The sequence below is a fragment of the Pseudoduganella sp. jia 9 genome, from assembly GCF_055502615.1.
On record NZ_JBUPWE010000012.1, the window covers coordinates 1 to 25,928 of the forward strand.

The 25,928-nt window shown below is 65.0% G+C and carries 25 protein-coding genes and 2 tRNA genes; 13 read left to right on the top strand and 14 right to left on the bottom strand.

The window, feature by feature from the left end; genetic code table 11:
- Positions 1-118: 118 nt before the first annotated feature.
- Positions 119-1,330 (top strand): ISL3 family transposase, encoded by a 1,212-nt coding sequence (locus ACY34H_RS16710; protein ID WP_464975433.1) that lies wholly within the window; start codon positions 119-121, stop codon positions 1,328-1,330.
- An 8-nt stretch (positions 1,331-1,338) separates the two neighbouring features.
- Here ACY34H_RS16710 and ACY34H_RS16715 read toward each other — a convergent pair whose 3' ends face one another.
- Positions 1,339-1,596, bottom strand: coding sequence for a hypothetical protein (locus tag ACY34H_RS16715; RefSeq protein ID WP_464978600.1), 258 nt, complete (start codon positions 1,594-1,596; stop codon positions 1,339-1,341).
- A gap of 157 nt (positions 1,597-1,753) precedes the next feature.
- Between ACY34H_RS16715 and ACY34H_RS16720 the strand changes: the two genes are divergently transcribed.
- Together ACY34H_RS16720 and ACY34H_RS16725 are read left to right on the top strand one after the other, a co-directional pair.
- Complete coding sequence (locus ACY34H_RS16720; protein WP_464978601.1) at positions 1,754-2,515, top strand: hypothetical protein; 762 nt, start codon at positions 1,754-1,756, stop codon at positions 2,513-2,515.
- 21 nt (positions 2,516-2,536) lie between these two features.
- The gene (locus tag ACY34H_RS16725) at positions 2,537-3,295 is read left to right on the top strand and encodes a hypothetical protein (RefSeq protein ID WP_464978602.1); all 759 of its coding nucleotides are present in this window, start codon (positions 2,537-2,539) and stop codon (positions 3,293-3,295) included.
- A gap of 54 nt (positions 3,296-3,349) precedes the next feature.
- Here ACY34H_RS16725 and ACY34H_RS16730 read toward each other — a convergent pair.
- The 5 genes from ACY34H_RS16730 to ACY34H_RS16750 form a co-directional block, all read right to left on the bottom strand.
- Positions 3,350-3,426: transfer RNA gene (locus ACY34H_RS16730), tRNA-Met, on the bottom strand.
- A gap of 76 nt (positions 3,427-3,502) precedes the next feature.
- Positions 3,503-3,579: transfer RNA gene (locus tag ACY34H_RS16735), tRNA-Met, on the bottom strand.
- Positions 3,580-3,722: 143 nt separating this feature from the next.
- Positions 3,723-4,670 (bottom strand): tRNA (adenosine(37)-N6)-dimethylallyltransferase MiaA, encoded by a 948-nt coding sequence (gene miaA, locus ACY34H_RS16740; protein ID WP_464978603.1) that lies wholly within the window; start codon positions 4,668-4,670, stop codon positions 3,723-3,725.
- A 5-nt stretch (positions 4,671-4,675) separates the two neighbouring features.
- Positions 4,676-6,586, bottom strand: a complete 1,911-nt coding sequence (gene mutL / locus ACY34H_RS16745) for a DNA mismatch repair endonuclease MutL (protein ID WP_464978604.1) — start codon at positions 6,584-6,586, stop codon at positions 4,676-4,678.
- A gap of 84 nt (positions 6,587-6,670) precedes the next feature.
- Entirely contained in the window at positions 6,671-7,570 is a 900-nt protein-coding gene (locus ACY34H_RS16750; RefSeq protein ID WP_464978605.1) for a peptidylprolyl isomerase, read from the bottom strand.
- Positions 7,571-7,712: 142 nt separating this feature from the next.
- Between ACY34H_RS16750 and ACY34H_RS16755 the strand changes: the two genes are divergently transcribed.
- Both ACY34H_RS16755 and ACY34H_RS16760 read left to right on the top strand, forming a co-directional pair.
- Entirely contained in the window at positions 7,713-8,357 is a 645-nt protein-coding gene (locus tag ACY34H_RS16755; RefSeq protein WP_464978606.1) for a VTT domain-containing protein, read from the top strand.
- An 82-nt stretch (positions 8,358-8,439) separates the two neighbouring features.
- On the top strand, positions 8,440-9,465 hold the full coding sequence (locus ACY34H_RS16760) for a carbonic anhydrase (RefSeq protein WP_464978607.1): 1,026 nt from the start codon (positions 8,440-8,442) through the stop codon (positions 9,463-9,465).
- An 83-nt stretch (positions 9,466-9,548) separates the two neighbouring features.
- Here ACY34H_RS16760 and ACY34H_RS16765 read toward each other — a convergent pair whose 3' ends face one another.
- The 3 genes from ACY34H_RS16765 to tsaE are packed head-to-tail and all read right to left on the bottom strand — an operon-like array spanning position 9,549 to position 12,190.
- On the bottom strand, positions 9,549-10,340 hold the full coding sequence (locus ACY34H_RS16765) for a D-hexose-6-phosphate mutarotase (protein ID WP_464978608.1): 792 nt from the start codon (positions 10,338-10,340) through the stop codon (positions 9,549-9,551).
- A gap of 9 nt (positions 10,341-10,349) precedes the next feature.
- The gene (locus ACY34H_RS16770) at positions 10,350-11,750 is read right to left on the bottom strand and encodes an N-acetylmuramoyl-L-alanine amidase (RefSeq protein WP_464978609.1); all 1,401 of its coding nucleotides are present in this window, start codon (positions 11,748-11,750) and stop codon (positions 10,350-10,352) included.
- A complete protein-coding gene (gene tsaE, locus ACY34H_RS16775; RefSeq protein WP_464978610.1) occupies positions 11,714-12,190 on the bottom strand; it encodes a tRNA (adenosine(37)-N6)-threonylcarbamoyltransferase complex ATPase subunit type 1 TsaE in 477 nt (158 codons plus the stop codon). Before tsaE ends, ACY34H_RS16770 begins: the two co-directional genes overlap by 37 nt.
- A gap of 52 nt (positions 12,191-12,242) precedes the next feature.
- Between tsaE and queG the strand changes: the two genes are divergently transcribed.
- Positions 12,243-13,340, top strand: coding sequence for a tRNA epoxyqueuosine(34) reductase QueG (queG, locus tag ACY34H_RS16780; RefSeq protein ID WP_464978611.1), 1,098 nt, complete (start codon positions 12,243-12,245; stop codon positions 13,338-13,340).
- A 1-nt stretch (position 13,341) separates the two neighbouring features.
- Here the strand turns inward: queG and ACY34H_RS16785 are convergent, their stop codons facing one another.
- The 5 genes from ACY34H_RS16785 to ACY34H_RS16805 all read right to left on the bottom strand — a co-directional run bounded on the left by ACY34H_RS16785 (position 13,342) and on the right by ACY34H_RS16805 (position 18,107).
- Positions 13,342-14,196: a lysostaphin resistance A-like protein gene (locus tag ACY34H_RS16785; RefSeq protein ID WP_464978612.1), complete on the bottom strand. Its 855-nt coding sequence runs from the start codon at positions 14,194-14,196 to the stop codon at positions 13,342-13,344.
- Positions 14,193-14,693, bottom strand: a complete 501-nt coding sequence (locus ACY34H_RS16790) for a MarR family winged helix-turn-helix transcriptional regulator (RefSeq protein ID WP_464978613.1) — start codon at positions 14,691-14,693, stop codon at positions 14,193-14,195. Before ACY34H_RS16790 ends, ACY34H_RS16785 begins: the two co-directional genes overlap by 4 nt.
- A gap of 87 nt (positions 14,694-14,780) precedes the next feature.
- Positions 14,781-15,515, bottom strand: coding sequence for an AAA family ATPase (locus tag ACY34H_RS16795; RefSeq protein ID WP_464978614.1), 735 nt, complete (start codon positions 15,513-15,515; stop codon positions 14,781-14,783).
- Between the two features lie 2 nt (positions 15,516-15,517).
- The gene (locus ACY34H_RS16800; RefSeq protein ID WP_464978615.1) at positions 15,518-16,105 is read right to left on the bottom strand and encodes a response regulator transcription factor; all 588 of its coding nucleotides are present in this window, start codon (positions 16,103-16,105) and stop codon (positions 15,518-15,520) included.
- A gap of 1 nt (position 16,106) precedes the next feature.
- Positions 16,107-18,107: a sensor histidine kinase gene (locus tag ACY34H_RS16805; protein ID WP_464978616.1), complete on the bottom strand. Its 2,001-nt coding sequence runs from the start codon at positions 18,105-18,107 to the stop codon at positions 16,107-16,109.
- A gap of 125 nt (positions 18,108-18,232) precedes the next feature.
- Here ACY34H_RS16805 and ACY34H_RS16810 point away from each other — a divergent pair, with 125 nt between their 5' ends.
- The 7 genes from ACY34H_RS16810 to ACY34H_RS16840 all read left to right on the top strand — a co-directional run bounded on the left by ACY34H_RS16810 (position 18,233) and on the right by ACY34H_RS16840 (position 25,928).
- The gene (locus tag ACY34H_RS16810) at positions 18,233-19,222 is read left to right on the top strand and encodes a TRAP transporter substrate-binding protein (RefSeq protein WP_464978617.1); all 990 of its coding nucleotides are present in this window, start codon (positions 18,233-18,235) and stop codon (positions 19,220-19,222) included.
- A 75-nt stretch (positions 19,223-19,297) separates the two neighbouring features.
- Positions 19,298-19,855 (top strand): TRAP transporter small permease, encoded by a 558-nt coding sequence (locus tag ACY34H_RS16815; protein ID WP_464978618.1) that lies wholly within the window; start codon positions 19,298-19,300, stop codon positions 19,853-19,855.
- Positions 19,852-21,132, top strand: coding sequence for a TRAP transporter large permease (locus ACY34H_RS16820; RefSeq protein ID WP_464978619.1), 1,281 nt, complete (start codon positions 19,852-19,854; stop codon positions 21,130-21,132). Before ACY34H_RS16815 ends, ACY34H_RS16820 begins: the two co-directional genes overlap by 4 nt.
- Before the next feature lie 524 nt (positions 21,133-21,656).
- A complete protein-coding gene (locus ACY34H_RS16825; RefSeq protein WP_464978620.1) occupies positions 21,657-22,181 on the top strand; it encodes a methylated-DNA--[protein]-cysteine S-methyltransferase in 525 nt (174 codons plus the stop codon).
- Complete coding sequence (gene xerD / locus ACY34H_RS16830; RefSeq protein ID WP_464978621.1) at positions 22,157-23,056, top strand: site-specific tyrosine recombinase XerD; 900 nt, start codon at positions 22,157-22,159, stop codon at positions 23,054-23,056. Before ACY34H_RS16825 ends, xerD begins: the two co-directional genes overlap by 25 nt.
- 50 nt (positions 23,057-23,106) lie before the next feature.
- Positions 23,107-23,286, top strand: a complete 180-nt coding sequence (locus tag ACY34H_RS16835) for a hypothetical protein (RefSeq protein WP_464978622.1) — start codon at positions 23,107-23,109, stop codon at positions 23,284-23,286.
- A 176-nt stretch (positions 23,287-23,462) separates the two neighbouring features.
- A complete protein-coding gene (locus ACY34H_RS16840) occupies positions 23,463-25,928 on the top strand; it encodes a sensor domain-containing protein (RefSeq protein WP_464978623.1) in 2,466 nt (821 codons plus the stop codon).

Sequence of the window (25,928 nt, forward strand, 5' to 3'; positions counted from 1 at the left end):
GGTTCTTCGCGGGGAATGGGGGAAGACGGGATTGACGATCTGAGCAGGAAGTGGTGGCGGGGGTCTGAAGTTGGTAGATTGATAGTCGCCAAACAAGTCAATCTTTCAAACCACCGCCATGCTCAATGCTATGTCGTCTCTCCCGTTTTGGGAAGGCCATATTCTCGACTCCGTCCAAGAACAGAAAGACGGTTCCCTGCTGATCGTTCTCGAACCCTGTCCGACAAGTGATGCTTTGTGTGGGTCGTGCCGCCAGCCTTGCGCCTTGGTGCATGAGCGCCGAAGACGCAAGGTGCGCGACCGCGATATTCTGGACAAACGCGTCTGGCTTGATGTGCCAGTGCGGCGACTGGACTGCCATCACTGTAATGCACGGGTTGCCGAGCACATTGTCTGGCTTGACCGGCGTTCACGCATTACGCATCGTGTGCGCCTGTGGGTCGAGGCGCTGGCGCAACTGCTTCCGATAGCACATGTGGCCCGGCTGACCGGCCTACACTGGCATACCGTCAAAGAGATCGATCATCGGCGCTTGAAGCACTTGCATGCTGACTTCTCAGCAGAGGGTGTACGGCGCCTGGTGATGGACGAATTCGCCCTGCACAAGGGACACCGCTATGCCACTGTCGCGCTCGATGCTGAACGGATGCGCGTATTGTGGGTTGGAGAAGGCAATAGCCGGGAAGCGATCCGGCCATTTTTCGAGATGCTGGGACCGGAAGGCTGCCAGCGGATTGAAGCCGTGGCGATGGACATGAACACGGCTATGGATCTCGAAGTGCGCCAGCAATGCCCCAATGCCGAGGTGGTCTACGACCTATTTCATGTCGTGGCCCGTTTTGGCCGCGAAGTCGTTGACCGGGTACGGGTCGATCAAGCCAATGCACTACGTGCAGAGCCAAAAGCCCGTCAGGTCATCAAGCGCAGCCGATGGCTTTTGCTGCGTAATCGCGACAATCTCAAAACCGACCAGGCGATCAAACTTGACGAACTGCTCGCCGCCAACCAGCCCTTGGCAACGGTCTACCTGCTCAAGACCGAACTGAAAGAGATCTGGTATGCGCCATCGGCCTGGGAAGGTGCTCGTCGATGGAAAACCTGGCTCAAGCTCGCCCTGGAAAGCCAGATCGCACCGCTGATCCAGTTCGCTAAACGCTTGGCCAAATACCGGCGCGGTATCTTGGCTTCGGCCATCTATCCGATGAACTCATCCATCCTGGAAGGCGTCAACAATCGCATCAAAGTGATCAAACGCATGGCTTACGGATTCCGGGACGCATCCTACTTCTTCTTGAAAATCAAGAATGCGTTCCCCGGCAAAGTGCGATGAACCTTTTTTTACGCCTGCGGCTGCGCCAGCTGCGCCAGCACGCGGTCTCGGTTGTTCATCATGAACGTTCGGAATGCCGGCTCCTTGACAGCCAGCCGCACGAGACCGGGCAGCAGCTCATAGCAGCAGCCGATGACGGTATCCATCGCCTGCTGGTTCTGCAGCGTCGCGACGGTCCATTCCCCCGGCTTGCCATCCAGCTTCTGCAGGATCTGTGCGCGGTGTTCGCCGATCACGCGCGATACGGGTTGCATCAGGTCGACCATGGTTTCCTCCTGTGTGTCAAAACCACAGTCTGCCGCTGAGTGGGGATGTATTTAATGAGTTGAAGCAATGATTGCTCGGAAGAATTGCGCTGTCGCAATTTCGTAGTTTGCCACCCCGCATACAGTTGGATTCCCAACAGTCCATAAGCGGGGAAGCATGAAAAACCAGGGAACCTTGGCGGTGCTACTGCTGCTGGCCGGCGGCCTGATTTACTCGGCCTCGCAGCACCCGCGTGACACGCTGCAATCGCATCGGCGCGGCGGCGACGCTGCGGCGAAAATGGCGCAGGCGAATGGCACGGCGCGTGGCGTACCGTATTTTTCCGCCGAAACGCTCGACGGCCGGATCGCCCGGCTGCTGGAAAAAGTGCGGCGCGACGTGCCTGCGCAGCAGGATACGAGCCGTTTCGTCTGCAAGCTGCCGGCCGAGGTGGGGCCGGTTCCTCTGCTGGACGCCGTCGACGCATACCTGCGCGGCTTGCCGGACAGCCGCCACGACCCCGACCTGTTGCGCGGCCTGCACGCTGCCGCGCAGCGGGGCAACTGGCTGGCGAAGGTGCAGGTTTTCCTGTCGCGGCTCGGCAACCAGGCGCCGGACGACGCCAGCATCTTCAGCACGATCACGCTGATCGAGTGGATGCAGGAGCACCGCATCGGCGCACTGTACGCGGCCATCGGCGATGCGGACGGCGCATCGGGCCAGCATCCGGCCGCATCGGACGGGATGCTGTCGAGCCTCGACATCTACGCCGCCATGCACCACAACTATCCATCGCAATACAAGGTAGGACGCGAACTGCAGCGCAGCGGCGACCGCGGGCAGGCCGCCGTGGGCCGGCGCATGCTCGATTGCGCGGCAAAGGCGCTGCCGGTGTACCGGCAAGCGGAACGAAGCCGGGCGCTGGCGGCGCGCGGTTGAACAATCAACGGGGAGGCTTACATGACACGCCAATTGATGATCCTGGTGGTATTGCTGCTGGGCCTGGGTTTGATTCACACCGCAGGAACGCGGCGGCCGCTTGGGCCGGCCGCCTCCAAGGATCCCTATGCATGGCTGGGCCCAATGCCGTCGACGCCCGGCTACACCGATCTCGGCCGGCGTTGGGAGCGCCTCGTCGGCCAGGTGGTCAATGAGGCCCGGACAGTGGACGTGCGCCGTTTCGTCTGCAAGACCCCGGCGGAAGTGGGTGCGTTGCCGATGATGCAGTCGGTCTTGCGTTACGCCGACAATCTGCCCGGCAGCCAGGATGACAAGGCGCTGGTCGACGGCCTGCAGCACGCAGCCGCGCGTGGCAACTGGCTCGCCCGCACGCTGCTGCTTTCCCGCCTCGGCGAAGCGGACGACATGACGGCACGCTACCAATTCGTGCAACTGGCGGAATGGCTGCACCTGCATCGGCTCGGCCATCTGTACGTGGAATTGCAGAATGAGGTCTGGCTCGATTCTGAAGATCATGTGGGCGCACCCGATAGCGGCCTATCGCGCTTCGTCGGTGCCGCCGCCATGCGTCACGACTACATTGCCCAAGCCAGCGTCGGCAGGGCGCTGATAGACCTGGATGATCCAGAGCTTGTTGCCGCAGGGGGCAGGATGCTGGCATGCGCCGCCGAAGCCCGTGTTTTCTTCGGGAGCATTCGCGCAGAGAGTACCAGCGGCATAACCACGACGACCGAAGCCCTGCAAGGCATGGCCGACTGACTTCGCAAGAATAAAAAAAGCCGCCAGTCTCGCGACCGGCGGCTTTTTCACATCTGGTGGTGATAGGTGGACTTGAACCACCGACCCCAGCATTATGAGTGCTGTGCTCTAACCAACTGAGCTATATCACCGCAAACTGTACAACGATGTTCCTGAAGAAAAATGACCTGAGCCGTTGCCGGTCAGGCCATTCGTCTTGAATTCTGGTGGTGGTGATAGGTGGACTTGAACCACCGACCCCAGCATTATGAGTGCTGTGCTCTAACCAGCTGAGCTATATCACCGCAACGGCAGGCATTATGGCCCTTGCCACCCGCGCTGTCAAGGAAAGCGCCCATTTTGCGCTGGCAATGGACAATCGAACAATATAGCGCAAATCAGTAACGTGCAGCGTAAATGCGCGCCATCGAACGCAACAGTGCCTGGTTCAGCTGTGCGGTACGGGCAGCTGCGCCAGGATCTGCCCGGTCGCGTCGGGCGCCAGGCAGTCGATCACGATCCGTTCCGGCATGGCCCGCAGCCATGTCAGCTGGCGCTTGGCGAGCTGGCGCGTGGCGATGATGCCGGTCTCGCGCATGTCCTGGTAGCCGATGCGGCCGTCGAGGTATTCCCACACCTGGCGGTAGCCCACGCAGCGCATCGACGGCAGGCCCGGATGCAGGTCGCCGCGCCGGCGCAGCACTTCCACTTCATCGATCAGCGCATCGTCTTCCAGCATGATGTCGAAGCGGCGCGCGATCCGTTCGTGCAGCACGGCGCGGTCGTTCGGCTCCAGCGCGAACGACATCAGATCGAATGGCAGCGGCTCCTTTTCGCGCCGCGCCAGCAGGGCCGACATGGGCTGGCCCGACAGCCGGATGATTTCCAGCGCGCGTCCGATGCGCTGCGCATCGTTCGGATTGAGACGCGCGGCCGTTGCCGGGTCCAGCGTGGCCAGCCGCGCATGCAGCCCAGGCCAGCCGATTTTCGCCGCGTCTTCTTCCAGTTCCGCCCGCACCGCGGGATCGGCGCCGGGCAGGTCGTCCAGCCCGTCGGCCAGGCCCTTGAAGTACAGCATCGTGCCGCCGACCAGCAGCGGCAGCTTGCCCCGCGCAACGATGTCGGCCACGAGGCGCAGCGTATCGTCGCGGAACTGGGCGACCGAGTAGGCATCGAGCGGGTCGAGGATGTCGATCAGGTGGTGCGGCGCAGCGGCCCGCTCTGCGCGCGTGGGCTTGGCTGTGCCGATGTCCATGCCCCGGTAGACCAGTGCCGAATCCACGGAAATGATTTCGGACGGGATGCGCTCGGCGATGGCCAGCGCGGCGGCGGTCTTGCCCGACGCGGTCGGGCCCATGATGGCGACCGCGAGCGGACGCTTGGCTTGATGGTTCATGCGGCTTACTGCCCTCGGAGGAACAGTTTATCCAATGCGGAGATTTCAACCTGCACCCAGGTGGGGCGGCCGTGGTTGCACTGGTCCGCGCGTTCGGTGCTTTCCATCTGGCGCAGCAGCGCGTTCATTTCCGGCGTGGTCAGGATGCGGTTGGCGCGCACGGCCGTGTGGCAGGCCAGCGTGCCGAGCAGCTCGTTGCGGCGCTCGATCAGCACGCGCGAGCCGCCGAATTCGCGCACGTCGCGCAATACGTCGCGCGCCAGTGTCTGCGCGTCGGCATTCTTCAGCAGGCTGGGCACGGCACGCACCGCCAGCGTGGTCGGCGACAGCGCGGCGATGTCGAAGCCCAGCGCCGTCAGGGTCTCGCCATGTTCCTGCACCGTGCCCACCTCGACCGGGTCGGCATAGAACGTGACGGGGATCAGCAGCGCCTGCACCTGCATGTCGGTGCCGGCGATCTGCGCGTCCAGCGCATTCTTCAGCTGCTCGTACAGGATGCGTTCGTGCGCCGCATGCATGTCCACCAGTACCAGCCCCTTGCTGTTCTGCGCCAGGATATAGATGCCGTGCAGCTGCGCCAGCGCGAAGCCGAGCGGGAATTCCTCGTGCGCCAGCGCGGCCGCGTTGGCGGTATAGCCGGCCGGCTGCGGCATCGCATACGGCGCGGCCTGCTCGGCGGCGCGCGGCGGCTCCGCATCGGCGAACAGCGCGCCGTAGCGTTCCGTGCTTTGCGCCACGCCGCCGCCGTCGCGTGCGCCGAAGGGGGAGGGCGAGAACGTCGGCGTGTAGGTCGGATTCATCATCGCGCCGAACGAGGTCTGCTGCTGCGGGCGCCAGGCGTGGCCGCTGAGCGGAACGTCGCCGCCCAGCGTCTGCGCGGCGGGCAGCGGCGCGGGCACGTTGCCGTGCGCCGTGGCGGAGGTTTGCGCCAGCGCCCGCTGCACCGCGTGGAACACGAACTGGTGCACGGTACGGCCGTCGCGGAAGCGCACCTCGATCTTCGACGGGTGCACGTTCACGTCCACCAGCGCCGGGTCCAGTTCCAGCGCCAGCACGTAGGACGGGAAGCGGTCGCCGTGCAGCACGTCTTCGTAGGCGGCGCGCACCGCGTGCACCAGCAGCTTGTCGCGCACGAAGCGGCCGTTGACATAGAAGTACTGGCAATCGGCACGCGCCTTCGAGGCGGTCGGCAAGCCGGCGAAGCCGTGCAGGCGCAGCACGCCGGATGCTTCGTCGATGGGAATGCGCGCCTCGGCGAATGCTTCGCCGAGGATCTGCGCGCTGCGTTTGGCCATGTCGCTGGCCATCCAGTGGTCCACGGTGCGGCCGTTGTGGGTGAGCGTGAAGGCCGCGTCCGGCCGCGCCAGCGCGATGCGGCGCACGACTTCGGCGCAATGGCCGAATTCGGTCTGCTCGGACTTCAGGAATTTGCGGCGCGCCGGCGTGTTGTAGTACAGGTCCTGCGCATTGACCGTGGTGCCCGGCGCGCCGGACGATGGCACGACCGTGCCCAGATGCGAGCCTTGCAGTTCCCAGGCATGGGCCGCGTCCGCGGTGCGCGAGGTCAGCGTGACGACCGCGACCGAGGCAATCGAGGCCAGCGCCTCGCCGCGAAAGCCCAGCGTTCCCACGTTTTCCAGGTCGTCCAGCGAGGCGATCTTCGACGTGGCATGGCGTTCCAGTGCCAGCGGCATCTGCTCCGGCGGGATGCCCTTGCCGTTGTCGGTGATGCAGATGCGCTTGACGCCGCCTTCCTCGAGCCGGACCGTGACCTGGCTGGCGCCCGCGTCCAGCGCGTTTTCCAGCAGCTCCTTCACCACGGCGGACGGCCGCTCGACCACCTCGCCGGCGGCGATCTGCGAAATGAGCTGGTCGGGAAGTGCCCGGATCGGGCGGGGCGGAATCGGGGCGTTCATGGTGGCGAAATTATACCGGAGCGGCGCTGCGGCGCCGTTCCCGCCCTGAGCAGCCTGGCGGGCAGGCCCCGCGCCGCTGGCCCGTTACGTACCTGCCGGCCGCACCGGGATCGGCACGTTGCACAGGTCGACGTGGCCGGCGGCGACCTTGGTCCAGGGGCCGCCGCGGTTGCGCGCCGCCTCGGCCACCGCCTTGAAGCTGGCCGAGTCGGTGCGCATCACCTCGAACCTGCTGCGCTGCGCGTCCGGCACGTCGGCGGCCAGCTTCACCGACTTGATCGCCACGCGTTGCGCCGGGTCCTCGTAGAAGCCCATCGCGCCGGGGCCGCGCGGCATCACGGCCAGCAGCGGCATGCCGTCGATCACGCGGCCGACCACGGTGATATTGCGGTCCAGCTGGCGCGGCGCCTGGCCGATCACGGCGTACAGCGCGCCGCCGTTGCCGCTGTCCGCCCCCACGTCGCGCCCCACGCCCACCATGCCGTAGCAGTGCGCCAGCCAGGCCTGGCCGCTCTTCGGGTCGCGCGCGGACGGGAAGCCGTTCGAATGGCCCACCTGCGGTGCATAGCCGTCGCGGTCGGGCAGGCGCGTAAACTGCCCGGCGGTTTTCAGGGGTACCGTGAATTCGCCGTCCAGCTTTGCCCTGGCCGTTTTCACGGGCCGAGGATTGGCTTCGTCCGGGTCGCCCCACTGCACCACGAAATTGTCTTGCGCGCGCAGGATCGCCAGTCCGTCGAAGTAGCCGTCGCGCACCAGTGCGCGCAGGTTCTCGGCATGCTTCGGCGCGAATGCGGGCGCCAGTTCGATAACGACGCGGCCGGCCGGCAGTTCCATGTACAGCGTGCTGGCCGGATCGAGCGCGCGCCATTCGGCGCTCTTCGATGCCTTGATCACATCGGCGACCGACGCTTTCGGCGGCAGTTCTGCCGCCGCCAGTGGCATTGCGGCGAAGGAGGCGAGAAAATAGAGGGGCCAGCGGGTCATCGGGTCTCCTGGATAGCTTGCTCGGCCGAGCTATAAAATTGTAATCTTTAAAACTTATTTATTGAAAATTTTGTTGCAGCGGGAATAATTCGCCAGCCCTTTGCCTGGTGTATGATTCCCGCCGCAACCTTACAGGACTACTATGGAATTCGTTCAATTGATGGAAATGCTGGTTCACGTCGACAAGGCGCTGGACGCGCTGATTGCGCAGTACGGCACGCTGGTCTACGCGATCCTGTTCGCCATCATTTTTTGCGAGACGGGCCTCGTCGTCCTGTTCTTCTTCCCCGGCGATACGCTGCTGTTCATTGCCGGTGCCTTCTGCGCCACCGGGCACATGCACCTGGGGCTGCTGATCTTCCTGCTGATCTGCGCCGCGGTGATCGGCAACACCACCAATTACTGGATCGGCGAAACCATCGGCAACCGCATGTTCACCCACAATTACCGGTGGATCAACCGCGCTGCGCTGCAGCGCACGCACAACTTCTTCGAGCGGCACGGCGGCAAGACCATCATCCTGGCGCGCTTCGTGCCCGTGGTGCGCACGTTCGCGCCGTTCGTGGCCGGTGTCTCCGACATGACGTTTGCCCGCTTCCAGCTATATAACATCACCGGCGCGGTGCTGTGGGTGGTGTCGCTGTGCACGGCGGGCTACTTCTTCGGCAATATTCCCCTGGTGCGCGACAACCTGACCACGATCGTGCTGATCGGCGTAGGCGTGGCCGTGGTGCCGGTGGCGCTGGGCGGCGTGTGGAAGATGAGCCGACGCATGCTCGGCCGCTGATTTCTTTCAAGCAAAAAAACCTCAAGTTTTTCCGTACGGCATCCGTTAACCGGGGCAAGTCTGTTTTCTGCCCCGGATTGACATGCGCAAGCTGATTGCCCTCACCGCGTGCTGCCTGGCCATCGGCTCGGCAAGCGCCAACGACTCCCCTTCCAAGATCGCCGGCGTGCAGCCGTCGTCGCCTGCGCGCGAGGATGCGATGGGTATCGGCGATGCGAAAGCCAAGTCGGGCAAGCCGGCCAGGAAGCTGTCGGAACGCGAGCAGGAGGAGCAGGCCGAGGCCGAGCTGTCCGCCAGGATTGCCGAGCGGCTGGCGCAGATGAAGGCCAACCAGGCCGCCCGTGTGGCCGCCGCCGCGAAGGCGCGCAAGGCAGCGCAGGCACATGCGGCCAAGGCCGCCTATGTGGCTTCACAGCCGCCGCCGCCCGCCAATGGCACCTTCTGGACGTATGAAGGCGAATTCGGCCCGGCCAACTGGAGCAAGATCAACGCCGCCTGGAACAAATGCAATGGCGGCAGCCGCCAGTCGCCGATCGATATCCGCGATGGCATCAAGGTCGAGCTGGAGCAGATCGCCTTCGATTACCGTCCGTCCGGTTTTTCCGTCACCGACAACGGCCATACCGTGCAGGTGGCGCTGGGTACCGGCAATTTCCTGTCCGTCGGCGGACGCACGTACGAGCTGCAGCAGCTGCACTTCCATCGCCCGGCCGAGGAACGCGTCAACGGCAAGACCTACGAGATGGGCATCCACCTGGTCCACAAGGACCTCGAAGGGCGCACCGCCGTGCTGGCGCTGATGCTGCAACGGGGCCGCGCCCAGCCGGCGATCCAGACCGTGTGGAACAACCTGCCGCTGGAAAAGAAGGAAACCTTCACGCCGTCGATCGTGTTCAACCCGAACGACCTGCTGCCCGAGCGGCGCGACTATTACACGTACATGGGTTCATTGACCGAGCCGCCATGCACCGAAGGCGTGCTGTGGCTGGTGATGAAGGAGCCGGTGCAGGCTTCGCCCGAGCAGATGGCCCTGTTCTCGCGGCTGTACCCGCTCAACGCCCGGCCGGTGCAGGCGGCCGCGGGGCGGATGATCAAGGAATCGCAGTAAGGCGGGAGAACGGTTTTCCCGGTGAGGGGAGAATTCGGGCGCAGCGATGCGCCCTTTTTTTGGGCAATGTTTCGGCAACTTTTTCAGCTGATCGTGATCGTGTGCACGCCGGTCCAGTCGGCGCCGGCGGCCAGCGGTTTCTGGTCGACCCGCGCCGGTTCGATGCAGACGAAGCGCTGCCATTCGTCGTCCCGCATGTCGGTCAGCCTGGCGGCCGCTTCGGCGCCCGGATTCCAGACGACGAACTCGGTGAATCCCTGCTGCGCCAGTTGCACGGTGCCCGTGCCCGGCTGCAGGGCCAGGCCGGCCGGGGCGGGGTAGATATTGTCCAGCGGCGGGCCGAAGTGCAGCGGCGACGCGTCCGGCAGGCCGGTCAGCACCGTGCGCGTGAATTCGTCGACCGCATAATACGTGTGCAGCGCGCAGGCGAAGTCGAACGGTTCGCCGCCCATGTTGCGCACGTGGTAGCGCATCTCGAGCCCATCGGGCTGCAGCGTGAAGCGCAGCGCCAGTGCGAAGGCGTGCGGCCAGCCCTGCGCCAGTTCGGCCGGCACGTCCTCGTGCGTCAGCAGGAACTCGGCCCAGGCGGTAGTGGCATCGTTGCCATGGTCGCCCAGGCGCCAGTGCGACAGCCGGGCGATACCGTGGCGCTGGCCGGTGCCGCGCGTGGAGAACTGCGGGAAGATCACCGGCACGCCGCCGCGGATCGCGGCGCTGCCGTCGCGCGGCGAGGCCTCGCTCATGAACAGCCGTTCGCGGCCATCGGCCGTTTTCCACGACACGAGATGCGCGCCGTACAGCGCAATGGTGGCCTGCGCGCCGTCGGGCGCGGTGATGCTCACGGCCGGGAGCTGGCCGAACGTCGTGTGTTGCATGCAAGGGTCCTAGGTCAGCCGGTTCTTGGCGAGCGGCGGGTTCTTGGCGAAGTAGGAGCGGATGCCCTTCACGATGGCGTCCGCGATCTGGTCCTGGTAGTTGTTGTCGAGCAGGCGCGCTTCTTCCTCGGGGTTGGAGATGAACGCCGTCTCGATCAGGATCGACGGAATGTCCGGCGCCTTCAGCACGGCGAAGCCGGCCTGTTCGACGGCGTTCTTGTGCAGCTTGTTGATGCCGCCGATCTGCTGCAGCACGGCCTTGCCGACCTTCAGGCTGTCGTTGATCTGCGCCGTCGTGGACAGGTCGAACAGCACGCTGGCCAGTTGCGGATCGCCGCCGCGCGAGTTGGCGCCGCCGATCAGGTCGGCCTGGTTTTCCTTGTTGGCCAGCCAGCGCGCCGCCGACGAGCTGGCGCCTTTTTCGGACAGCACGAAGACCGACGAGCCGCGCGCCGTGGGCTTGACGAACGCATCGGCGTGGATCGACACGAACAGGTCGGCATCGACCTTGCGGGCCTTTTCCACACGCTTGTTCAGCGGCACGAAATAATCGCCGTCGCGGGTCAGCATCACGCGCATGTTCGGGTGCTGTTCCAGCTTGGCCTTGAGGCGCTTGGCAATCGCCAGCACGATGTCTTTTTCGCGGCTGCCGCGCCCGCCGATCGCGCCGGGGTCTTCGCCGCCGTGGCCGGGATCGAGCGCGATCGTCAGCATCCGCACCAGATTGTCGCCGTTCTTCGGCGGCTCCGGCTTGCGCGGTTCCGCCCTGGCGATATCCGGCCGCGGCACCGCTTCGGACGGCACGCCCGGCGCGGGAATGCGGTTGTCCGGCAACGGCAGGCCCGGGGCGGGATGCTGTTCGGCCACCGGCGGCTGGCCCACCGGCACGCCATCGCTGGACCATTCGCCTTTTTCGATCATCGCCGCGATCGGGTCCAGTTCCTGGATCGGATACAGGTCGAAGATCAGGCGGTGCTTGTATTCGCCCACCGGCGCCAGCGTGAAGACCTGCGGGCGGATCTGTTCCTTCAGGTCGAACACCAGGCGCACCACGCCGGGCCGGTTCTGGCCCACGCGCACCTGCATGATGTACGGGTCGTTCGACTGGATCTTCGCCACCAGCGACTTCAGCTCCGGGTTCAGGTCGAGGCCTTCGATGTCGACCACGAGGCGCTCGGGATCCTTGATGATGAAGTGCGACGTCTTCAGGTCGGCATCGTTTTCCAGCGTGACACGGGTGTAGTCCTCCGCCGGCCAGACACGCACGGCGAGGATCTGCGCGGCGCGGGCGGGCAACGGCGTCAGTACCGACAGCAGCAGCGTGCCGCCGGCCTTCAGCAGGGTACGGCGGGTATGCCCGCGCGAAGGGGCGATCAGAGGATCCGCGGGAAGTGGAGGCGTTGCAGGCATGACAAACCTAATGCAGAGAACGCCTGCAATTCTACATCACGTCCGTCGCCCGCCACGCTGAGCGTGACGCGCAGGTCGGGCGGCGGCAGCACGCCTTCGGCTTTTTCCGGCCACTCGACGATGCAGATATTGTGGCCATCGAAGTCTTCGCGAAAGCCGGCGTCGAGGAATTCCTCCGGGCTGCCCATGCGGTACAGGTCGTAGTGGATCACGTTCACGGGCTGGCCGTCCAGCGTCACCCGATAGGGTTCGGACAGCGTATACGTGGGGCTTTTCACGGTGCCCGCGTGGCCGGCCGCGTGCAGCAGGGCACGCGTCAGCGCCGTCTTGCCGGCGCCGAGGTCGCCGTGCAGGTGGATCGACAGGCCGGGCAGCAGGGCACGCGCCAGCGATACGCCGAGGGCGCTGGTGTGGCTTTCGTCGCGCAGGTGGGCTTTCATGGGTGGTGGGATCGCATAAAATGGTGGATTGCCGCCGCCATTGTACCGCCCGATGTCTCTTTCTCCCGAAGTGTTGTCCACCCTGGCCGCCGCCATCAAGCGGTGGGGGCAGGAACTCGGCTTCGCCGAAGTGCGGATCGCCGATATCGACCTGGCCGCAGCGGAGCCGGGCCTGCAGGCCTGGCTCGACGCGGGCATGCATGGCGAAATGGACTACATGGCCGCCCACGGCATGAAGCGCGCCCGCCCCGCCGAGCTGGTGCCGGGCACCGTGCGCGTGATCACGGCGCGGATGAATTACCTGCCGCCCAGCCAGGATGCGGACTGGCGCGCGCGCGAACGCGCCCGCCTCGACGATCCGCAGGCTGCCGTGATTTCCGTGTATGCGCGCGGCCGGGATTACCACAAGGTGCTGCGCGCGCGCCTGCAGCAGCTGGCCGACCGCGTGCGCAGCGAGATCGGTGAATTCGGGTATCGGGTGTTTACCGATTCGGCGCCCGTGATGGAATTGCCGCTGGCGGAAAAATCCGGCCTGGGCTGGCGCGGCAAGCACACGCTGCTGCTCAACCGCGATGCCGGCTCGATGTTCTTCATGGGCGAGATCCTGGTGGACCTGCCGCTGCCGGTCGATGCGCCCGCCGATCCGCACTGCGGCCAGTGCAGCGCCTGCATCACGGCCTGCCCGACGGGCGCCATCCTCGGTCCCGGCCGCCTCGATGCGCGCCGCTGCATTTCCTACCTGACGATCGAGCTGAAGGGCAGCATCCCGGAAGACTTGCGGCCGCTGCTGGGCAACCGCGTGTACGGCTGCGACGATTGCCAGACCGTCTGCCCGTGGAACAAGTTTGCCCAGCGCGCCACGCTGCCCGATTTCGACGAGCGGCATGGCCTGGGCAGTGCCTCCATGATCGACCTGTTCGGCTGGAGCGAAGAGGCGTTCAACCGCAACATGGAAGGCAGCCCGATCCGCCGCATCGGGCACGAGCGCTGGCTGCGCAACCTGGCCGTCGGGCTCGGCAACGCCGCCGCGCGGGCGCGGGGCGATGCCGCCATCGTTGCGGCGCTGCGGGCGCGCCTCGATCATCCATCCGACCTCGTGCGCGAACACGTGATCTGGGCACTGGCGCAGCACGGCTGCGCTCCGGACTAGTTCACGGCCTGGCCAGCCACTGGCCGCGCCGGCGTGCCGCGAGCAGCAGCACGATCGCGGTGGCGCCCCAGGCCAGCACCGCGACGATCGAGCCCTCGACGCCGTAGCCGCCGCCGCTCAGCCACTCCGGACCGCTGGCCACGACCTGGATCCAGCCGCGCGCCGGGTGGCCGGAGACGGGGATCGAGAACACGGCGTCGAACAGGTAGTTCCACGCGAAGTGCATGCCGATCGGCACCCAGAGGCGGCGCGTGGCGATGTAGCCGGCCGACAGCGCGGCCGAGGCGGCCATGGTGGCCAGCACGCCCAGCATGCTGATGTGCTCGCTTGGCAGGTGGGCGGCGGCAAAGATCACGCTCGACAGCACCAATGCGATCGACGTGCCCCAGGCTTTCTCCAGCAGCCGGTACAGCACGGCGCGGAACAGGATCTCTTCCATGAAGGCCACGAATACCTGTTCCGGCAGCGGCTTGAACAGTGCGCTCCAGTGCGCGGTGCCGGTGTACGTGTACACGCCGCCGGCCAGCAGCAGCACGCTGCAGGAGACCATCAGCGCGGCGCCGAGGCCCAGGCCGGTGCCCAGTTCGCGCCCCGCGCCGGGCAGTGCCAGTTCCGCCATGCCGCGCTGCTCGATCTTGCGCACATACAGGCGGTAGCCGCCGACGATGGCGGCGGTCGCCAGCAGGAAGGGCCAGCCGATGCGCCACGGCCTGGGCACGGCTTCGGACAGTGCCAGCGCCACGCTCATCGGCACCAGCACGGCCAGGATGCCCAGCAGCGTCCGCACGAAGCCGTTGGCCAGCAGGCGCTTGCCCAGCGAGGGGCGGGTAGGGGCCGAAAACGATGCGGTACTCATGATTGCTCCTTGTCGCCGTGCAGGGAACCGGGCTGCGAAAGCCGGTGGCGCGCGGCACGGATGCGCGCGCCGAATGGTTGCCGTTCCAGCGCGGCGATCGCCTGCGCCAGCGTGGTGGACAGCGGATACGGCAGGTCGGCATCGAGGCTGGCCGCGGCGGCGCCCGTGGCGGCCCAGCATTGCTGCAGACGGGGCAGCAGCGCACGTCCCCGCTCCGACAGCCGCACCAGCTTCTGGCGCGCATCGGCCGGCGAGGCCGTGGTGGCCACCAGGTCTTCCTTCAGCATCAGCGCCACGGTCTGCGTGGCGGCCGGCTGCGTGATGCCGGCCGCCGCGGCGATCTGGCCGACGGTGCGCGGCGTGCCTTCCGCCAGCGCGCGCATCACCGGGGTGTAGCGCGGGCGGTAGTCGATGCCCGCTTCCTCGTACGAAGCGGCAACGGCGCCGTCGAGCAGTTCGATCAGGTGGCGCAACTGGGTACCTAGTCCTTGTTTCATGCGCTCATCATAACTCAATACATAAGCGCTTATATATTTATCCTGAATATTTTTTCATGCATGTTCCTGCATGTGGCGGGCAGGGCCTCAGTCGTCGGCCAGCAGGGTGTCGAGCGCGCGGCGCGGATCGCGCAGGAAGTCGAGCGTGACCTGGAAGTGTTCGGTGTCTTCGTAGTCGGTGCGGCGCAGGCCATCCGGCAGGCAGGCGTAGATGCGGGCGTCCGGGTAGGCCATCAGGATCGGCGAATGGGTGGCGATGATGAACTGCGAGCCGGCCTTCACGAGGCGGTGGATCTGCTGCAGGGCGGCCAGCTGGCGCTGCGGCGAAAGTGCCGCTTCCGGCTCGTCGAGCACATACAGGCCCTGGCCGCCGAAGCGGTGCGTCAGCAGTGCCATGAACGATTCGCCATGCGACTGCTCGTGCAGCGGGCGGCCGCCGTACGATCCAAGTGGAATGCCGAGGCGTTCGACTTCGGTCGCCACATTGAAAAAGCTCTCCGCGCGCAGGAAATAACCGTCGCGCGGTCGCCGGTAGCCTTTTGCAATGCGCACATGGTCGTGCAATGCGGAGTGGGAGGGGCGGGTGCCGAAATTGAAATTGCGCCCGCCGCCCTCGGCGTTGTAGCCAAGTGCCACCGCGAGCGCTTCCAGCAGGGTGGACTTGCCGCTGCCGTTCTCGCCGACGATGAACGTGACGGACGGGTGAAATGTCAGCTTGTCGAGGTGCCGCACCGCCGGCAGCGAGAACGGATAGCGGTCGAAGTCCGGCACGGTGTCGCGCAGCAGCGTCATGCTGATCGCGAACGTGGGGGACATGACCATGGCTATTTCAGCAGGCCGGCCAGTTCGACCGCTGTCTTGACCTGCATCTTGTCGAAGATGTGGGCGCGATGGACCTCGACGGTGCGCATGCTGATGCCCAGTTCGTCCGCGACCACCTTGTTCATCTTGCCCGCCAGGATCAGGTCCAGCACTTCGCGTTCGCGCGAGGACAGGGTGGCCAGCCTGGCGTGCACCGCCGCATGGGCGCTGGCCTGCTGCGAGCTTGCCAGGCCTTCCTGCACACGGTCCATCAGGTCGTTGTCGTTGAACGGCTTCTCGAAGAAATCAAAGGCGCCGCGCTTCAGGGTGTCCACCGCCATCGGCACGTCGCCATGGCCGGTCAGGAAAATCACCGGCAGGCGCTGCGCCAGGCCGCGCGCATGCAGCTGGTCGAACACGGCCACGCCGTTCATGTCGGGCATCCTCACGTCGAGCAGCACGCAGTCGCCGGCGGGATCGAACTGGCCCGCTTCCACGTAAGCGAGGAAGCGGGCGCCGCAATCGTACGTGGTGGCCGGAATGGCGCGCGACGAGGCCAGCCACGACAGCGAGTCGCGCACCACTTCTTCATCATCGACGATATGCAACATGTTATGTAGTCTCCTCAAATACTTGCGACGCCGGCAGCGTGAAGGTGAATATGGTACCGCCTTGCGGGTTGTCCCGGTGCGTCAGCGTGCCGCCATGGAACTCGATCGCCGTGCGGCATATGTTCAGGCCCATGCCCATGCCCTGTGCCTTGGTCGAGAAAAACGGCGAGAACAGGCGTTCGGCCACGTCCTGCGGAATGCCGTGGCCATTGTCGATCACGTTGACGGCGACTTGCCCCGTGGCGGCATCGTGCCGCCCTTCGATGCGCAGCACGCGCCGCTGCAAGGGCACGGCCGCCATCGCCTCGATGCCGTTGCGCGCCAGGTTCAGCAGCACCTGTTCGATCAGGATGCTGTCGGCCCGCACCTGCGGCAGATCGTCCGGCAGATCCACCTGCAGCGATACCCGGTGCGGCCGCGCCTGCAAGTCGATCAGCGCGTGGATGCCTTCGATCATCGTGGCGATCTCCACGTCGAGCCGCTCGGTTTTGCGCTTGCGCACGAATTCGTGCACGCTGCGGATGATCTGCCCGGCACGGCGCGCCTGCGTGCCGGCCTGCTCCAGGGCCGGCTTCAGCTTGGCGGGATCCACGTCCGGGCGGGCCAGCAGGTTCAGGGCACCGGTCGTGTAGCTGGAAATCGCCGCCAGCGGCTGGTTCAGCTCGTGCGCCAGCATCGAGGCGATCTCGCCCATCGTGGCCAGGCGGCTGGACGCCTGCAGCTTTTCCTGGTGCTCGCGGTTGAGCTCTTCGATGCGCTTCCTGTCGCTGATGTCGAGGATGGAACCCATCCAGCCGGTATGGCGGCCGTCGTTGTCGACCAGCGGCGCTTCGAAGATCAGCACGGGAATACGGGTGCCGTCGGGGCGCTGGAAGATCGTCTCGAACTGCGGCGTCACGGTTCCCTGCAGCACGTTGTGCAGCCGATGCTCGTATTCGGCCATCACCTCGGTTGCCCAATAAGGCATCGGCGGCCGGCGGCCCACCAGCTCCTCCTCCGTGTAGCCGACCATCTGGCAAAACGCCGGGTTGACATAGGTGATGGTTCCTTCCAGGTCGCGTGCGCGCAGGCCGGTGACGAGCGAATTCTCCATGGCGGTACGAAACGCCATCTGCTGGCGCAGTGCCTCTTCGGCCACCAGCCGCCGCGAAATGTGGCCCCACAGCGCCAGCAGGCTCCACAGCAGTGCCAGCGACAGCACGATGACCGAGCCCACCAGCAGGTTCGGCAGCAATTTCGGCGAGGTTTTCACGCTGTCCGTCATCAGCGTGACGGTCGCGCCGGGCAGGTCGAGCGCGCGCTTGTGCGTGTAGACGCCGTGTCCCGGCCCGGCGGCGGCGCGGCGGGCGAGGATTTCATCGTCGCGGTCCAGCAGCGTGACCTGGTTATCCTGGGCAAACCACCATGGCACCATTTCTTCCAGGATCGCCGACAGCTGGTAGGTCGCCACCAGCGTGCCCAGGTAGGTGGCGCCCCGGTACAGCGGCCAGTGGTAATCCATCATCATCGCGCCGGGCGTACCGGCCGGGTAGGTCGATTCCCGGGCCGGCTCGCTGTAGACGCCGTTGCGGCTGAGCCGGGCCCGCTCGGCGGCTTCGCGCGACGGTGCCGACAGCCTGGCGACCGGCGGCGGCGCTTCGTCGCTCGACGCGGCCACGTCGCCTTCCGGCGTGACCCACATCAGGCGCTTCAGTTCCAGGCCCGTCTTCAGTTCGCTGGCCATGCGCTCGTGCAGGCGCTTGACCGAGGCGCCCGCCAGGATTTCGTTGGCCACCCCCTTCAGGTCTTCTTCATGGCGCCCGAGCTGGAAGCGGATCGTCTGCTCGACCCACAGCGTATCGGCGATCAGTTGCTCCTGGCGCTCGTTGCTTTCCATCTGGCGCGCCTGCCACGGCAGCCAGATTAGAATGGCCAGGAACAACAGTACCAGCACAACCGGCAGCAGCCAGCGCGCGGAACTGGGAAACGGCAGGCGCGCCGCCATGGAACGAAGGGAGGTCATTGTCGGAGGGTAACCATTCTGGTCCTGCCGGGTATTGTGGTTTTCCACAGTAGCCCCTTGGCAGGGGCTTATGCAGAATGTAATTGCAGGAATAATAAATGTAACTTCTATATTTGGGGACACGCATGAAGCTCAAGACCATCCTGGTTGCGCTGGCCGCGACCGCCTGCTTCACCAACGCATTCGCTCAATCGCCCATCGTCATCAAGTTCAGCCATGTAGTGGCGACCGACACGCCGAAAGGCCAGGCCGCCGCCCGCTTCAAGCAGTTGGCCGAACGTGCCACCAACGGCCGCGTGAAGGTGGAGGTGTATCCGAACAGCCAGCTGTACAAGGACAAGGAAGAACTCGAAGCCCTGCAGCTGGGAGCCGTGCAGATGCTGGCGCCGTCGCTGGCCAAGTTCGGGCCGCTGGGCGTGAAGGAATTCGAGGTGTTCGACCTGCCGTATGCGTTCCCCACCAAGCAGGCGCTGTACAACGTGACCGAAGGGCCGATCGGCAAGAGCCTGCTGAAAAAGCTCGAGAGCAAGGGCATCACCGGCCTGGCGTACTGGGATAACGGCTTCAAGATCATGTCGGCCAACAAGCCCCTGGGCCTGCCGTCCGATTTCCGCGGCCTGAAGATGCGCATCCAGTCCTCGAAGGTGCTCGATGCGCAGATGCGCGCGCTGGGCGCCAACCCGCAGGTGCTGGCCTTCTCCGAGGCCTACCAGGCACTGCAGACGGGCGTTGTCGATGGCACCGAGAATCCGCCGTCGAACATGTACACCCAGAAGATGCACGAGGTGCAAAAGTACGCCACGCTGTCGAACCATGGCTACCTGGGCTACGCCGTCATCGTCAACAAGAAGTTCTGGGATGGCTTGCCGGCCGATATCCGCACCGCGCTCGAAGGGGCGATGCGCGAAGCCACCACGTATGAAAAGGCAATCGCCCAGCGCGACAACGACATGGCGCTGGATGCGATGAAGAAATCCGGCCGCACCCAGTTCCTCACCCTGACGCCACAGCAGCAGGAGGCGTGGAAGAAAGCGCTGCTGCCGGTGCACAAGCAGATGCAAGGCCGCATCGGCGCCGATCTCGTCAACGCGATCGCGAAGGAAACCGCGAAGTAATTCGCCGTGGGGCGGCGTCCTGCCGCCCTGTTGTTCCTGACGTACCGGCCGCCTGGCCGGCTCCCGAAAGTCACCATGAAATTCCTGGACCACCTGGAAGAGTGGCTCATTGCGTCCCTGATGGGCGCGGCCACCTTCATCATCTTCGTGGCGGTGGTGCACCGCTACCTGTCCGGTTTGCCGATTCCGTGGCTGCAGGACGAACTCATCCAGATCAATACCAGTTGGGCGCAGGAACTGTGCATCTACATGTTCGTGTGGATGGCCAAGTTCGGCGCGGCCTATGGCGTGCGCACCGGCATCCACGTCGGCGTCGATGTCGTCATCAACCGGCTTTCCACGCCGTGGCGCAGCAAGTTCATCGTCTTCGGCCTGCTGGCCGGCGCGCTGTTCACCGGCATCGTCGGCGCGCTCGGCGCATCGTTCGTGTGGGATATCGGCCACACCGACCAGACGTCGCCCGATCTCGAAGTGCCGATGTGGCTGGTCTACCTGGCGGTGCCGGCCGGTTCCTGGCTGATGTGCTTCCGCTTCCTGCAGGTGATGGTGCATTTCCTGCGCACCGGCGACCTGCCGAAGCACGACCATGCCCATGTCGAGGGGCTGGATGACGAACTGGGAGCGAAGGCATGAACGCGCTGATCATTTTCACCCTGCTGCTGGTGCTGATGCTGACCGGCATGCCGATCTCCATCTCGCTGGGTCTGACGGTGCTGACGTTCCTGTTCACGATGACGCAGGTGCCGATCGAGGCGGTGGCGCTGAAGCTGTTCACCGGCATCGAGAAATTCGAGATCATGGCGATTCCGTTCTTCATCCTGGCCGGCAATTTCCTGACCCACGGCGGCGTGGCGCGGCGCATGATCAACTTCGCCACGTCGATGGTCGGGCACTGGCACGGTGGACTGGCGCTGGCCGGCGTGCTGGCCTGCGCGCTGTTCGCGGCCGTGTCGGGCTCCAGCCCGGCCACCGTGGTGGCGATCGGTTCGATCATCCTGCCGGCGATGGTGAAGCAGGGCTTCCCGAAGCGCTTCGGCGCCGGCGTGATCACCACGTCGGGCGCGCTGGGCATCCTGATTCCGCCGTCGATTGTGATGGTGATGTATTCGGTCACCACGAATACGTCGGTCGGCGCGCTGTTCATGGCGGGCGTGGTGCCGGGCATCATGCTGGCGTTCCTGCTGGGTCTGACGACGTGGGTGCTGGCGAAGAAACGCGGCTATCCACGCATGCGCAAAGCCACCTGGGCCGAACGGCTGGCGGCATTCCGCAAGAGCGCGTGGGGGCTGCTGCTGATCCTGATCGTGATGGGCGGCATCTACACCGGCCTGTTTACACCGACCGAGGCGGCGGCGATGGCTGCCGTGTATGCGTTCGTCATTGCCGTGTTCGTGTACAAGGATCTGAAGCTGCGCCAGGTCGGCAAGGTGCTGCTCGACTCGGCTTCGATGTCTGCCATGCTGCTGTACATCATCACGAACGCCGTACTGTTCTCTTTCCTGATGACGAGCGAGAACATCCCGCAGGAAATGGCGGCCTGGCTGACGGCGCAAGGTCTGGGGAAAGTGGCCTTCCTGCTGGTGGTCAACGTGATCCTGCTGGCGGCGGGCAACTTCATGGAACCGTCGTCGATCGTGCTGATCATGGCGCCGATCCTGTTCCCCGTCGCGGTCGCGCTCGGTGTCGATCCGGTCCATTTCGGCATCCTCATCGTCGTCAACATGGAAGTGGGCATGTGCCATCCGCCCGTGGGACTGAACCTGTACGTGGCCTCCGGCATCACGAAGATGGGGATCTCGGAGCTGACGGTGGCCGTGATGCCCTGGCTGCTGACCATGCTGGCTTTCCTGATGCTGGTGACCTATGTGCCGCAGATTTCGCTGTGGTTGCCGAACCTGGTGTATGGCTGAATGTGACACCCCTACCAAAGTTTCGGAAACATTGCCATACCTAATTTAATTTCAACGAAAATATTTTCTTGCTACAAAAAAACAGGAGAAAAGCATGTTTGGATCAGTTATGATCGCTCCTGTTTGGTGCAGCAAATAACGATATGCACCAAGGTAGCAACGAATACGTGAGTTAGTGGGGAGTGGTAATAAAAAGGCATGCCGGAGACGGCGATAATCGAGGAGACACGCGGTTCACAGTATGTTGTTGGCATCACTGCTGAAGGCGGCCAAAAGCCAGCCGCGGCGGGACCAAACAACCGGAATCGTGCCAAGTACTACTTAAAACGCACCAGAAGGTGCGTTTTTTTTCGCCCGTGCCGTTCGCGTGACTTGGGCGTTTCATGAAATATTGCGTGAAACCGCATGCCTGTCATGCGGGCGGACGGGCTTGCGCGAACCGCCGAACCAGCCCTGCGGGACGGAATCTGGTATGCCGGCCGGGGTTCGTGTAGCATGTTTGCCACAGTAGTCTGGAGTTAATTGTGACGCAAATACAACAAGCAGCCGATCTCTTCGCGGCGATCGTTTCCACCCCGTTCGGGGCCCTCGGCATTCGCACCGGCGGCGCCGTCGTCAGCGAGCTGGTGTACCTGCCGTCCGGCTTTGCCGAGAAGGCGCCCGCCGATGCGGTGGCCGAACGTGCCGCGGTCCAGGTACAGCACTATTGCATGAATCCCGACTTCGCCTTCGACCTGCCGCTGGCGCAGGTCGGCAGCGCATTCCAGCGCAAGGTGTGGGAGGCGATCCGGGCGATCCCCCGCGGCGAGGTACGCACCTATGGCGAGATCGCGAAGTTCGTCGGCACCATGCCGCGCGCGGTGGGCCAGGCTTGCGGCGCCAATTACTTCCCCTTGGTCATACCCTGCCATCGCGTGACGGGCGCCCAGGGGCTGGGCGGCTTTGCCGGCAGCGACGACCGCAATGGCTTCACGCTGGACGTCAAGCGCTGGCTGCTGGCACACGAAGGGCACCGCGAATACGCATGGCAGCAAACGACCCTGCTCTGATCGACGAGTTCTGCGACACGCTGTGGCTGGAGGATGGCCTGTCGAAGAACACGCTCGATGCCTACCGGCGTGACCTGAAGCTGTTTTCCGCGTGGCTGGCGCAGGCCCGCCCGGGAATCGGCCTGCTGGCCGCGCAGGCCGGCGACATTGCCGGCTATTTCGCCGACCGGCATGGCGATACCAAGGCCAGCTCGGCGAACCGGCGGCTGTCGGTGCTGAAACGTTTTTACCAGCAGGCGCTGCGCGTGCAGCGCATTGCCGAGGACCCTTGCCTGAAGCTGGCCTCGGCAAAACAGCCGGCACGCTTCGTGCACACGTTGTCGGAAAGCGACGTGGAAGCCTTGCTGGGAGCGCCAGCCGTGGGCGAGCCGCTGGGCCTGCGCGACCGCACGATGCTGGAGCTGATGTACGCGAGCGGCTTGCGGGTATCGGAACTGGTGGCGCTGAAGATTACCGAGCTCGGCTTGAACGAGGGCGTGGTCCGCATCACCGGCAAGGGGTCGAAGACGCGCCTGGTGCCGTTCGGCGCCGAAGCACGGCAATGGATCGAGCGCTACCTGCGCGAAGGGCGTGGTGTGATCCTGAACGGCCAGCAGGACGATGCCCTGTTCGTTACCGGCCGGGGCGGGCCGATGACGCGGCAGATGTTCTGGGTGGTGGTGAAGAAGTGCGCGCACAAGGCCGGCATCACCGCACCACTGTCGCCGCACACGCTGCGCCATGCATTCGCCACCCATCTGCTCAACCATGGCGCCGACCTGCGCGTGGTGCAGCTGCTACTGGGCCATGCCGACATTTCGACCACCCAGATCTACACCCACGTGGCTCGCGAACGGTTGAAACAGCTGCATGCGTTACATCATCCGCGGGGGTGAGAAATCTGCGATGCTGAATCTGTCGCATAATGTGTGCTACGGAGGTAGTCATGGCAAAAACGAATTTTCAGTACGAGAAACGGCAGCGCGAGCTGGAAAAGAAGCGCAAGGCCGAGGAAAAGGCCAAGCGCAAGGAAGAAGCGAAACACCGCCCGGCCGGTGAGCAGGAAGCCGACACGGTGGGTTTCGACACTGCCGAGGAAGATACGACGGCGCTGCGGCAGGAATGAGCGTCGGCGTTACTCCGCCGCACTGAACACCGGGATGGCGACCGCATTCGGGGCAGGATTGCCCGGGTTCCGGTGGCTGTTCCCTGATTTTGTATTTCGGAAACAATCGTGCCTAGTGCGCAGCCATTCTTGAGCCAGCGCAAGCGATCGCCGGGCAGGGCGGGAAGAATGGCACGATGGTCCCGCAAAATCATCTCTCCCCCTTTGCAACGCATGCCGCGCCCAATCCGGCGCTGGCGGCGCTCGACCTCATTTCCCGCCTCATCGCGGCGCTCGAACTCACGCCATTGGTCGCGGTGTGCAGTATCGACCGTGCTGGCAGGGTCCGCTTTTGCAACCAGGCCTGTGCCGATCTCTCCGGCCATGCACCGGAAGCGGTGGTTGGCCAGCCACTGAAGAGCCTGTTCTCGCGCGGCGAGCGCGAAGCGGAGCACGACGCGCTGGTGGAGCAAGCCTGGCACACCGGCAAGCATTCGCCGATCGGCGACTGGCGCGTGCGCACCGCCGGCGGCCGCGAGCTGTGGCTGTATTCCACGCTGGTGCCGGTCTGTCACGAAGGCGAGCTGACGCAGGTGTTCTGCATGGATGTCGACATCACCTCGCGCAAGGTGGAGGAAGATGCGCTGGCCATGGCCGGGGCGAATTTCCGCCAGCTGTTCCAGAAGTCCGATGACGCGATCCTGCTGGTGCGCGACGGCCTGATCGAGGAGGCCAATCCCGCCGCGCTGCACCTGTTCAACTGCCCGGACCCGGCAACCTTCATCGGCCGCCGGCTGGCCGATTTCTCGCCTTTGCAGCAACCGGGCGGCGCGTTGTCCGAAGGCAGCGCGCGCCGGCTCGAAGAGCAGGCGCACCAGCACGGCAACTGCCGCTACGACTGGCGCTACCTCGACTGTGGCGGCAAGCTGTTCTGGGCCGAAGTGCTGATGACGTCCGTCACCCTGAACCACGAACACCTGTTCTATGTGCTGGTGCGCGACATCTCGGTCCGCAAGAGCGCCGAGCGTACGCTGTACCTGGCGGCCCAGGTGTTCGAGAACAGCCGCGATGCCATCCTGCTGACGGACCACGACCGCCATGTCATCTCGATCAACCGGGCATATTCGGAAATTACCGGTTTCGGCAGCGACGACATGCTGGGCAAGCCGCTGTCGGTCTACCATTCCGGCGAAGACGAGACATTCTTCCGCACGGTATGGGACCAGCTCGCCACCGATCACTGGCAGGGCGAAATCTGGTCGCGCCGCAAGAGCGGCGAGCTGTTTCCCGCCTGGCTGGCGCTGACGGCGATCCGCGACAGCCACGACCAGATCAGCAATTACATGGCGATCGTTTCCGACATCACCGAGCGCAAGCGCTCGGAAGAACAGACCCGCCACCTGGCCGAGCACGATTTCCTGACCGACCTGCCGAACCGCGTGCTGCTGCTGGACCGCCTGTCGCTCGCGCTGTCCGTCGCGCGCCGCAGTGGCAGCATGCTGGCGATCCTGTTCCTGGACCTGGACCGCTTCAAGCAGATCAACGACACGCTGGGCCACCAGGTTGGCGACCAGTTGCTGAAGGAAGTGGCGGCGCGCCTGCTGAAATGCGTGCGCAAGGTCGATACCGTCAGCCGCCAGGGCGGCGACGAGTTCGTCATCATCCTGGCCGACATCGGCGGCATCGACCATGCGGCGCACGTGGCGGGCACGATCCGGCAGGCGATCTGCCAGCCGTATGCGATCGGCGAACACGACATGCACGTGTCCACGTCGATCGGCGTATCGATCTTTCCCAGCGATGGCGACGACATCGACACGCTGGTCAAGAATGCCGACATCGCGATGTACCACGCCAAGCAGGGCGGCCGCAACAACTTCCAGTTCTTCAGCGCCGAGATGAACGAGCGCATCGTCGAACGCGCGTCGTTCGAGCAGGGCTTGCGCCGCGCGCTGGCCGAAGGGCAGTTCGAGCTGGCCTTCGAGCCGGAACTGGACATCGCCAGCGGCGCCCTGGTGGCGGCGGAAGCGCTGATCCGGTGGCGCCACCCGGAGCTGGGCCTGCTGCTGCCCGAGCGCTTCATCGGCGTGGCGGAAGAGGCCGGCCTGATGGTGCCGATCGGCGACTGGGTGTTGCGCGAAGCATGCCGCCATGCGCGCCGCTGGCATGACGGCGGGCATGCGGTGACGGTGGCCGTCAACCTGTCGCTGACGCAGTTCGTCCAGCGCGGCCTGATCGACAGCGTGCGTGCCGCGCTGGACGCTGCGGGGCTCGACGCGCGGTTCCTGGAGCTGGAACTGACGGAGTCGATCATCATGAAGGGCGGCAGCGCCACCGCCGCCACGCTGCACGGCCTGCGCGCGCTCGGTGTGCGGTTGTCGCTGGACGACTTCGGCACCGGCTGGTCCCGCCTCGGGCAGCTGAAGGATTACCCGATCGACAAGCTGAAGATCGCGCAGGCCTTCCTTCGGGAGGGGTGCGACGAAACGGTGATCCGTACCATCATCGCGATGGCGCGCAGCATGCGCATGACGGTGGTCGCGGAAGGCGTGGAAACGCCCGGCCAGCTCGATTTCCTGCGCGGCGAAGGCTGCGACCTGTACCAGGGACGGCAGGCCGAAGCGGCCATGCGGCCGGCCGGTGTGGATGGCTGGCTGCGCTAG

What these genes read in the sequence shown, in the direction of transcription:
- ACY34H_RS16710 (WP_464975433.1), top strand. Translation starts at nt 119, where the DNA reads ATGCTCAATGCTATGTCGTCTCTCCCGTTTTGGGAAGGCCATATTCTC.
- ACY34H_RS16715 (WP_464978600.1), bottom strand. Translation starts at nt 1,596, where the DNA reads ATGGTCGACCTGATGCAACCCGTATCGCGCGTGATCGGCGAACACCGC.
- ACY34H_RS16720 (WP_464978601.1), top strand. Translation starts at nt 1,754, where the DNA reads ATGAAAAACCAGGGAACCTTGGCGGTGCTACTGCTGCTGGCCGGCGGC.
- ACY34H_RS16725 (WP_464978602.1), top strand. Translation starts at nt 2,537, where the DNA reads ATGACACGCCAATTGATGATCCTGGTGGTATTGCTGCTGGGCCTGGGT.
- miaA (WP_464978603.1), bottom strand. Translation starts at nt 4,670, where the DNA reads ATGAACCATCAAGCCAAGCGTCCGCTCGCGGTCGCCATCATGGGCCCG.
- mutL (WP_464978604.1), bottom strand. Translation starts at nt 6,586, where the DNA reads ATGAACGCCCCGATTCCGCCCCGCCCGATCCGGGCACTTCCCGACCAG.
- ACY34H_RS16750 (WP_464978605.1), bottom strand. Translation starts at nt 7,570, where the DNA reads ATGACCCGCTGGCCCCTCTATTTTCTCGCCTCCTTCGCCGCAATGCCA.
- ACY34H_RS16755 (WP_464978606.1), top strand. Translation starts at nt 7,713, where the DNA reads ATGGAATTCGTTCAATTGATGGAAATGCTGGTTCACGTCGACAAGGCG.
- ACY34H_RS16760 (WP_464978607.1), top strand. Translation starts at nt 8,440, where the DNA reads ATGCGCAAGCTGATTGCCCTCACCGCGTGCTGCCTGGCCATCGGCTCG.
- ACY34H_RS16765 (WP_464978608.1), bottom strand. Translation starts at nt 10,340, where the DNA reads ATGCAACACACGACGTTCGGCCAGCTCCCGGCCGTGAGCATCACCGCG.
- ACY34H_RS16770 (WP_464978609.1), bottom strand. Translation starts at nt 11,750, where the DNA reads ATGCCTGCAACGCCTCCACTTCCCGCGGATCCTCTGATCGCCCCTTCG.
- tsaE (WP_464978610.1), bottom strand. Translation starts at nt 12,190, where the DNA reads ATGAAAGCCCACCTGCGCGACGAAAGCCACACCAGCGCCCTCGGCGTA.
- queG (WP_464978611.1), top strand. Translation starts at nt 12,243, where the DNA reads ATGTCTCTTTCTCCCGAAGTGTTGTCCACCCTGGCCGCCGCCATCAAG.
- ACY34H_RS16785 (WP_464978612.1), bottom strand. Translation starts at nt 14,196, where the DNA reads ATGAGTACCGCATCGTTTTCGGCCCCTACCCGCCCCTCGCTGGGCAAG.
- ACY34H_RS16790 (WP_464978613.1), bottom strand. Translation starts at nt 14,693, where the DNA reads ATGAAACAAGGACTAGGTACCCAGTTGCGCCACCTGATCGAACTGCTC.
- ACY34H_RS16795 (WP_464978614.1), bottom strand. Translation starts at nt 15,515, where the DNA reads ATGGTCATGTCCCCCACGTTCGCGATCAGCATGACGCTGCTGCGCGAC.
- ACY34H_RS16800 (WP_464978615.1), bottom strand. Translation starts at nt 16,105, where the DNA reads ATGTTGCATATCGTCGATGATGAAGAAGTGGTGCGCGACTCGCTGTCG.
- ACY34H_RS16805 (WP_464978616.1), bottom strand. Translation starts at nt 18,107, where the DNA reads ATGACCTCCCTTCGTTCCATGGCGGCGCGCCTGCCGTTTCCCAGTTCC.
- ACY34H_RS16810 (WP_464978617.1), top strand. Translation starts at nt 18,233, where the DNA reads ATGAAGCTCAAGACCATCCTGGTTGCGCTGGCCGCGACCGCCTGCTTC.
- ACY34H_RS16815 (WP_464978618.1), top strand. Translation starts at nt 19,298, where the DNA reads ATGAAATTCCTGGACCACCTGGAAGAGTGGCTCATTGCGTCCCTGATG.
- ACY34H_RS16820 (WP_464978619.1), top strand. Translation starts at nt 19,852, where the DNA reads ATGAACGCGCTGATCATTTTCACCCTGCTGCTGGTGCTGATGCTGACC.
- xerD (WP_464978621.1), top strand. Translation starts at nt 22,157, where the DNA reads ATGGCAGCAAACGACCCTGCTCTGATCGACGAGTTCTGCGACACGCTG.
- ACY34H_RS16835 (WP_464978622.1), top strand. Translation starts at nt 23,107, where the DNA reads ATGGCAAAAACGAATTTTCAGTACGAGAAACGGCAGCGCGAGCTGGAA.
- ACY34H_RS16840 (WP_464978623.1), top strand. Translation starts at nt 23,463, where the DNA reads ATGGTCCCGCAAAATCATCTCTCCCCCTTTGCAACGCATGCCGCGCCC.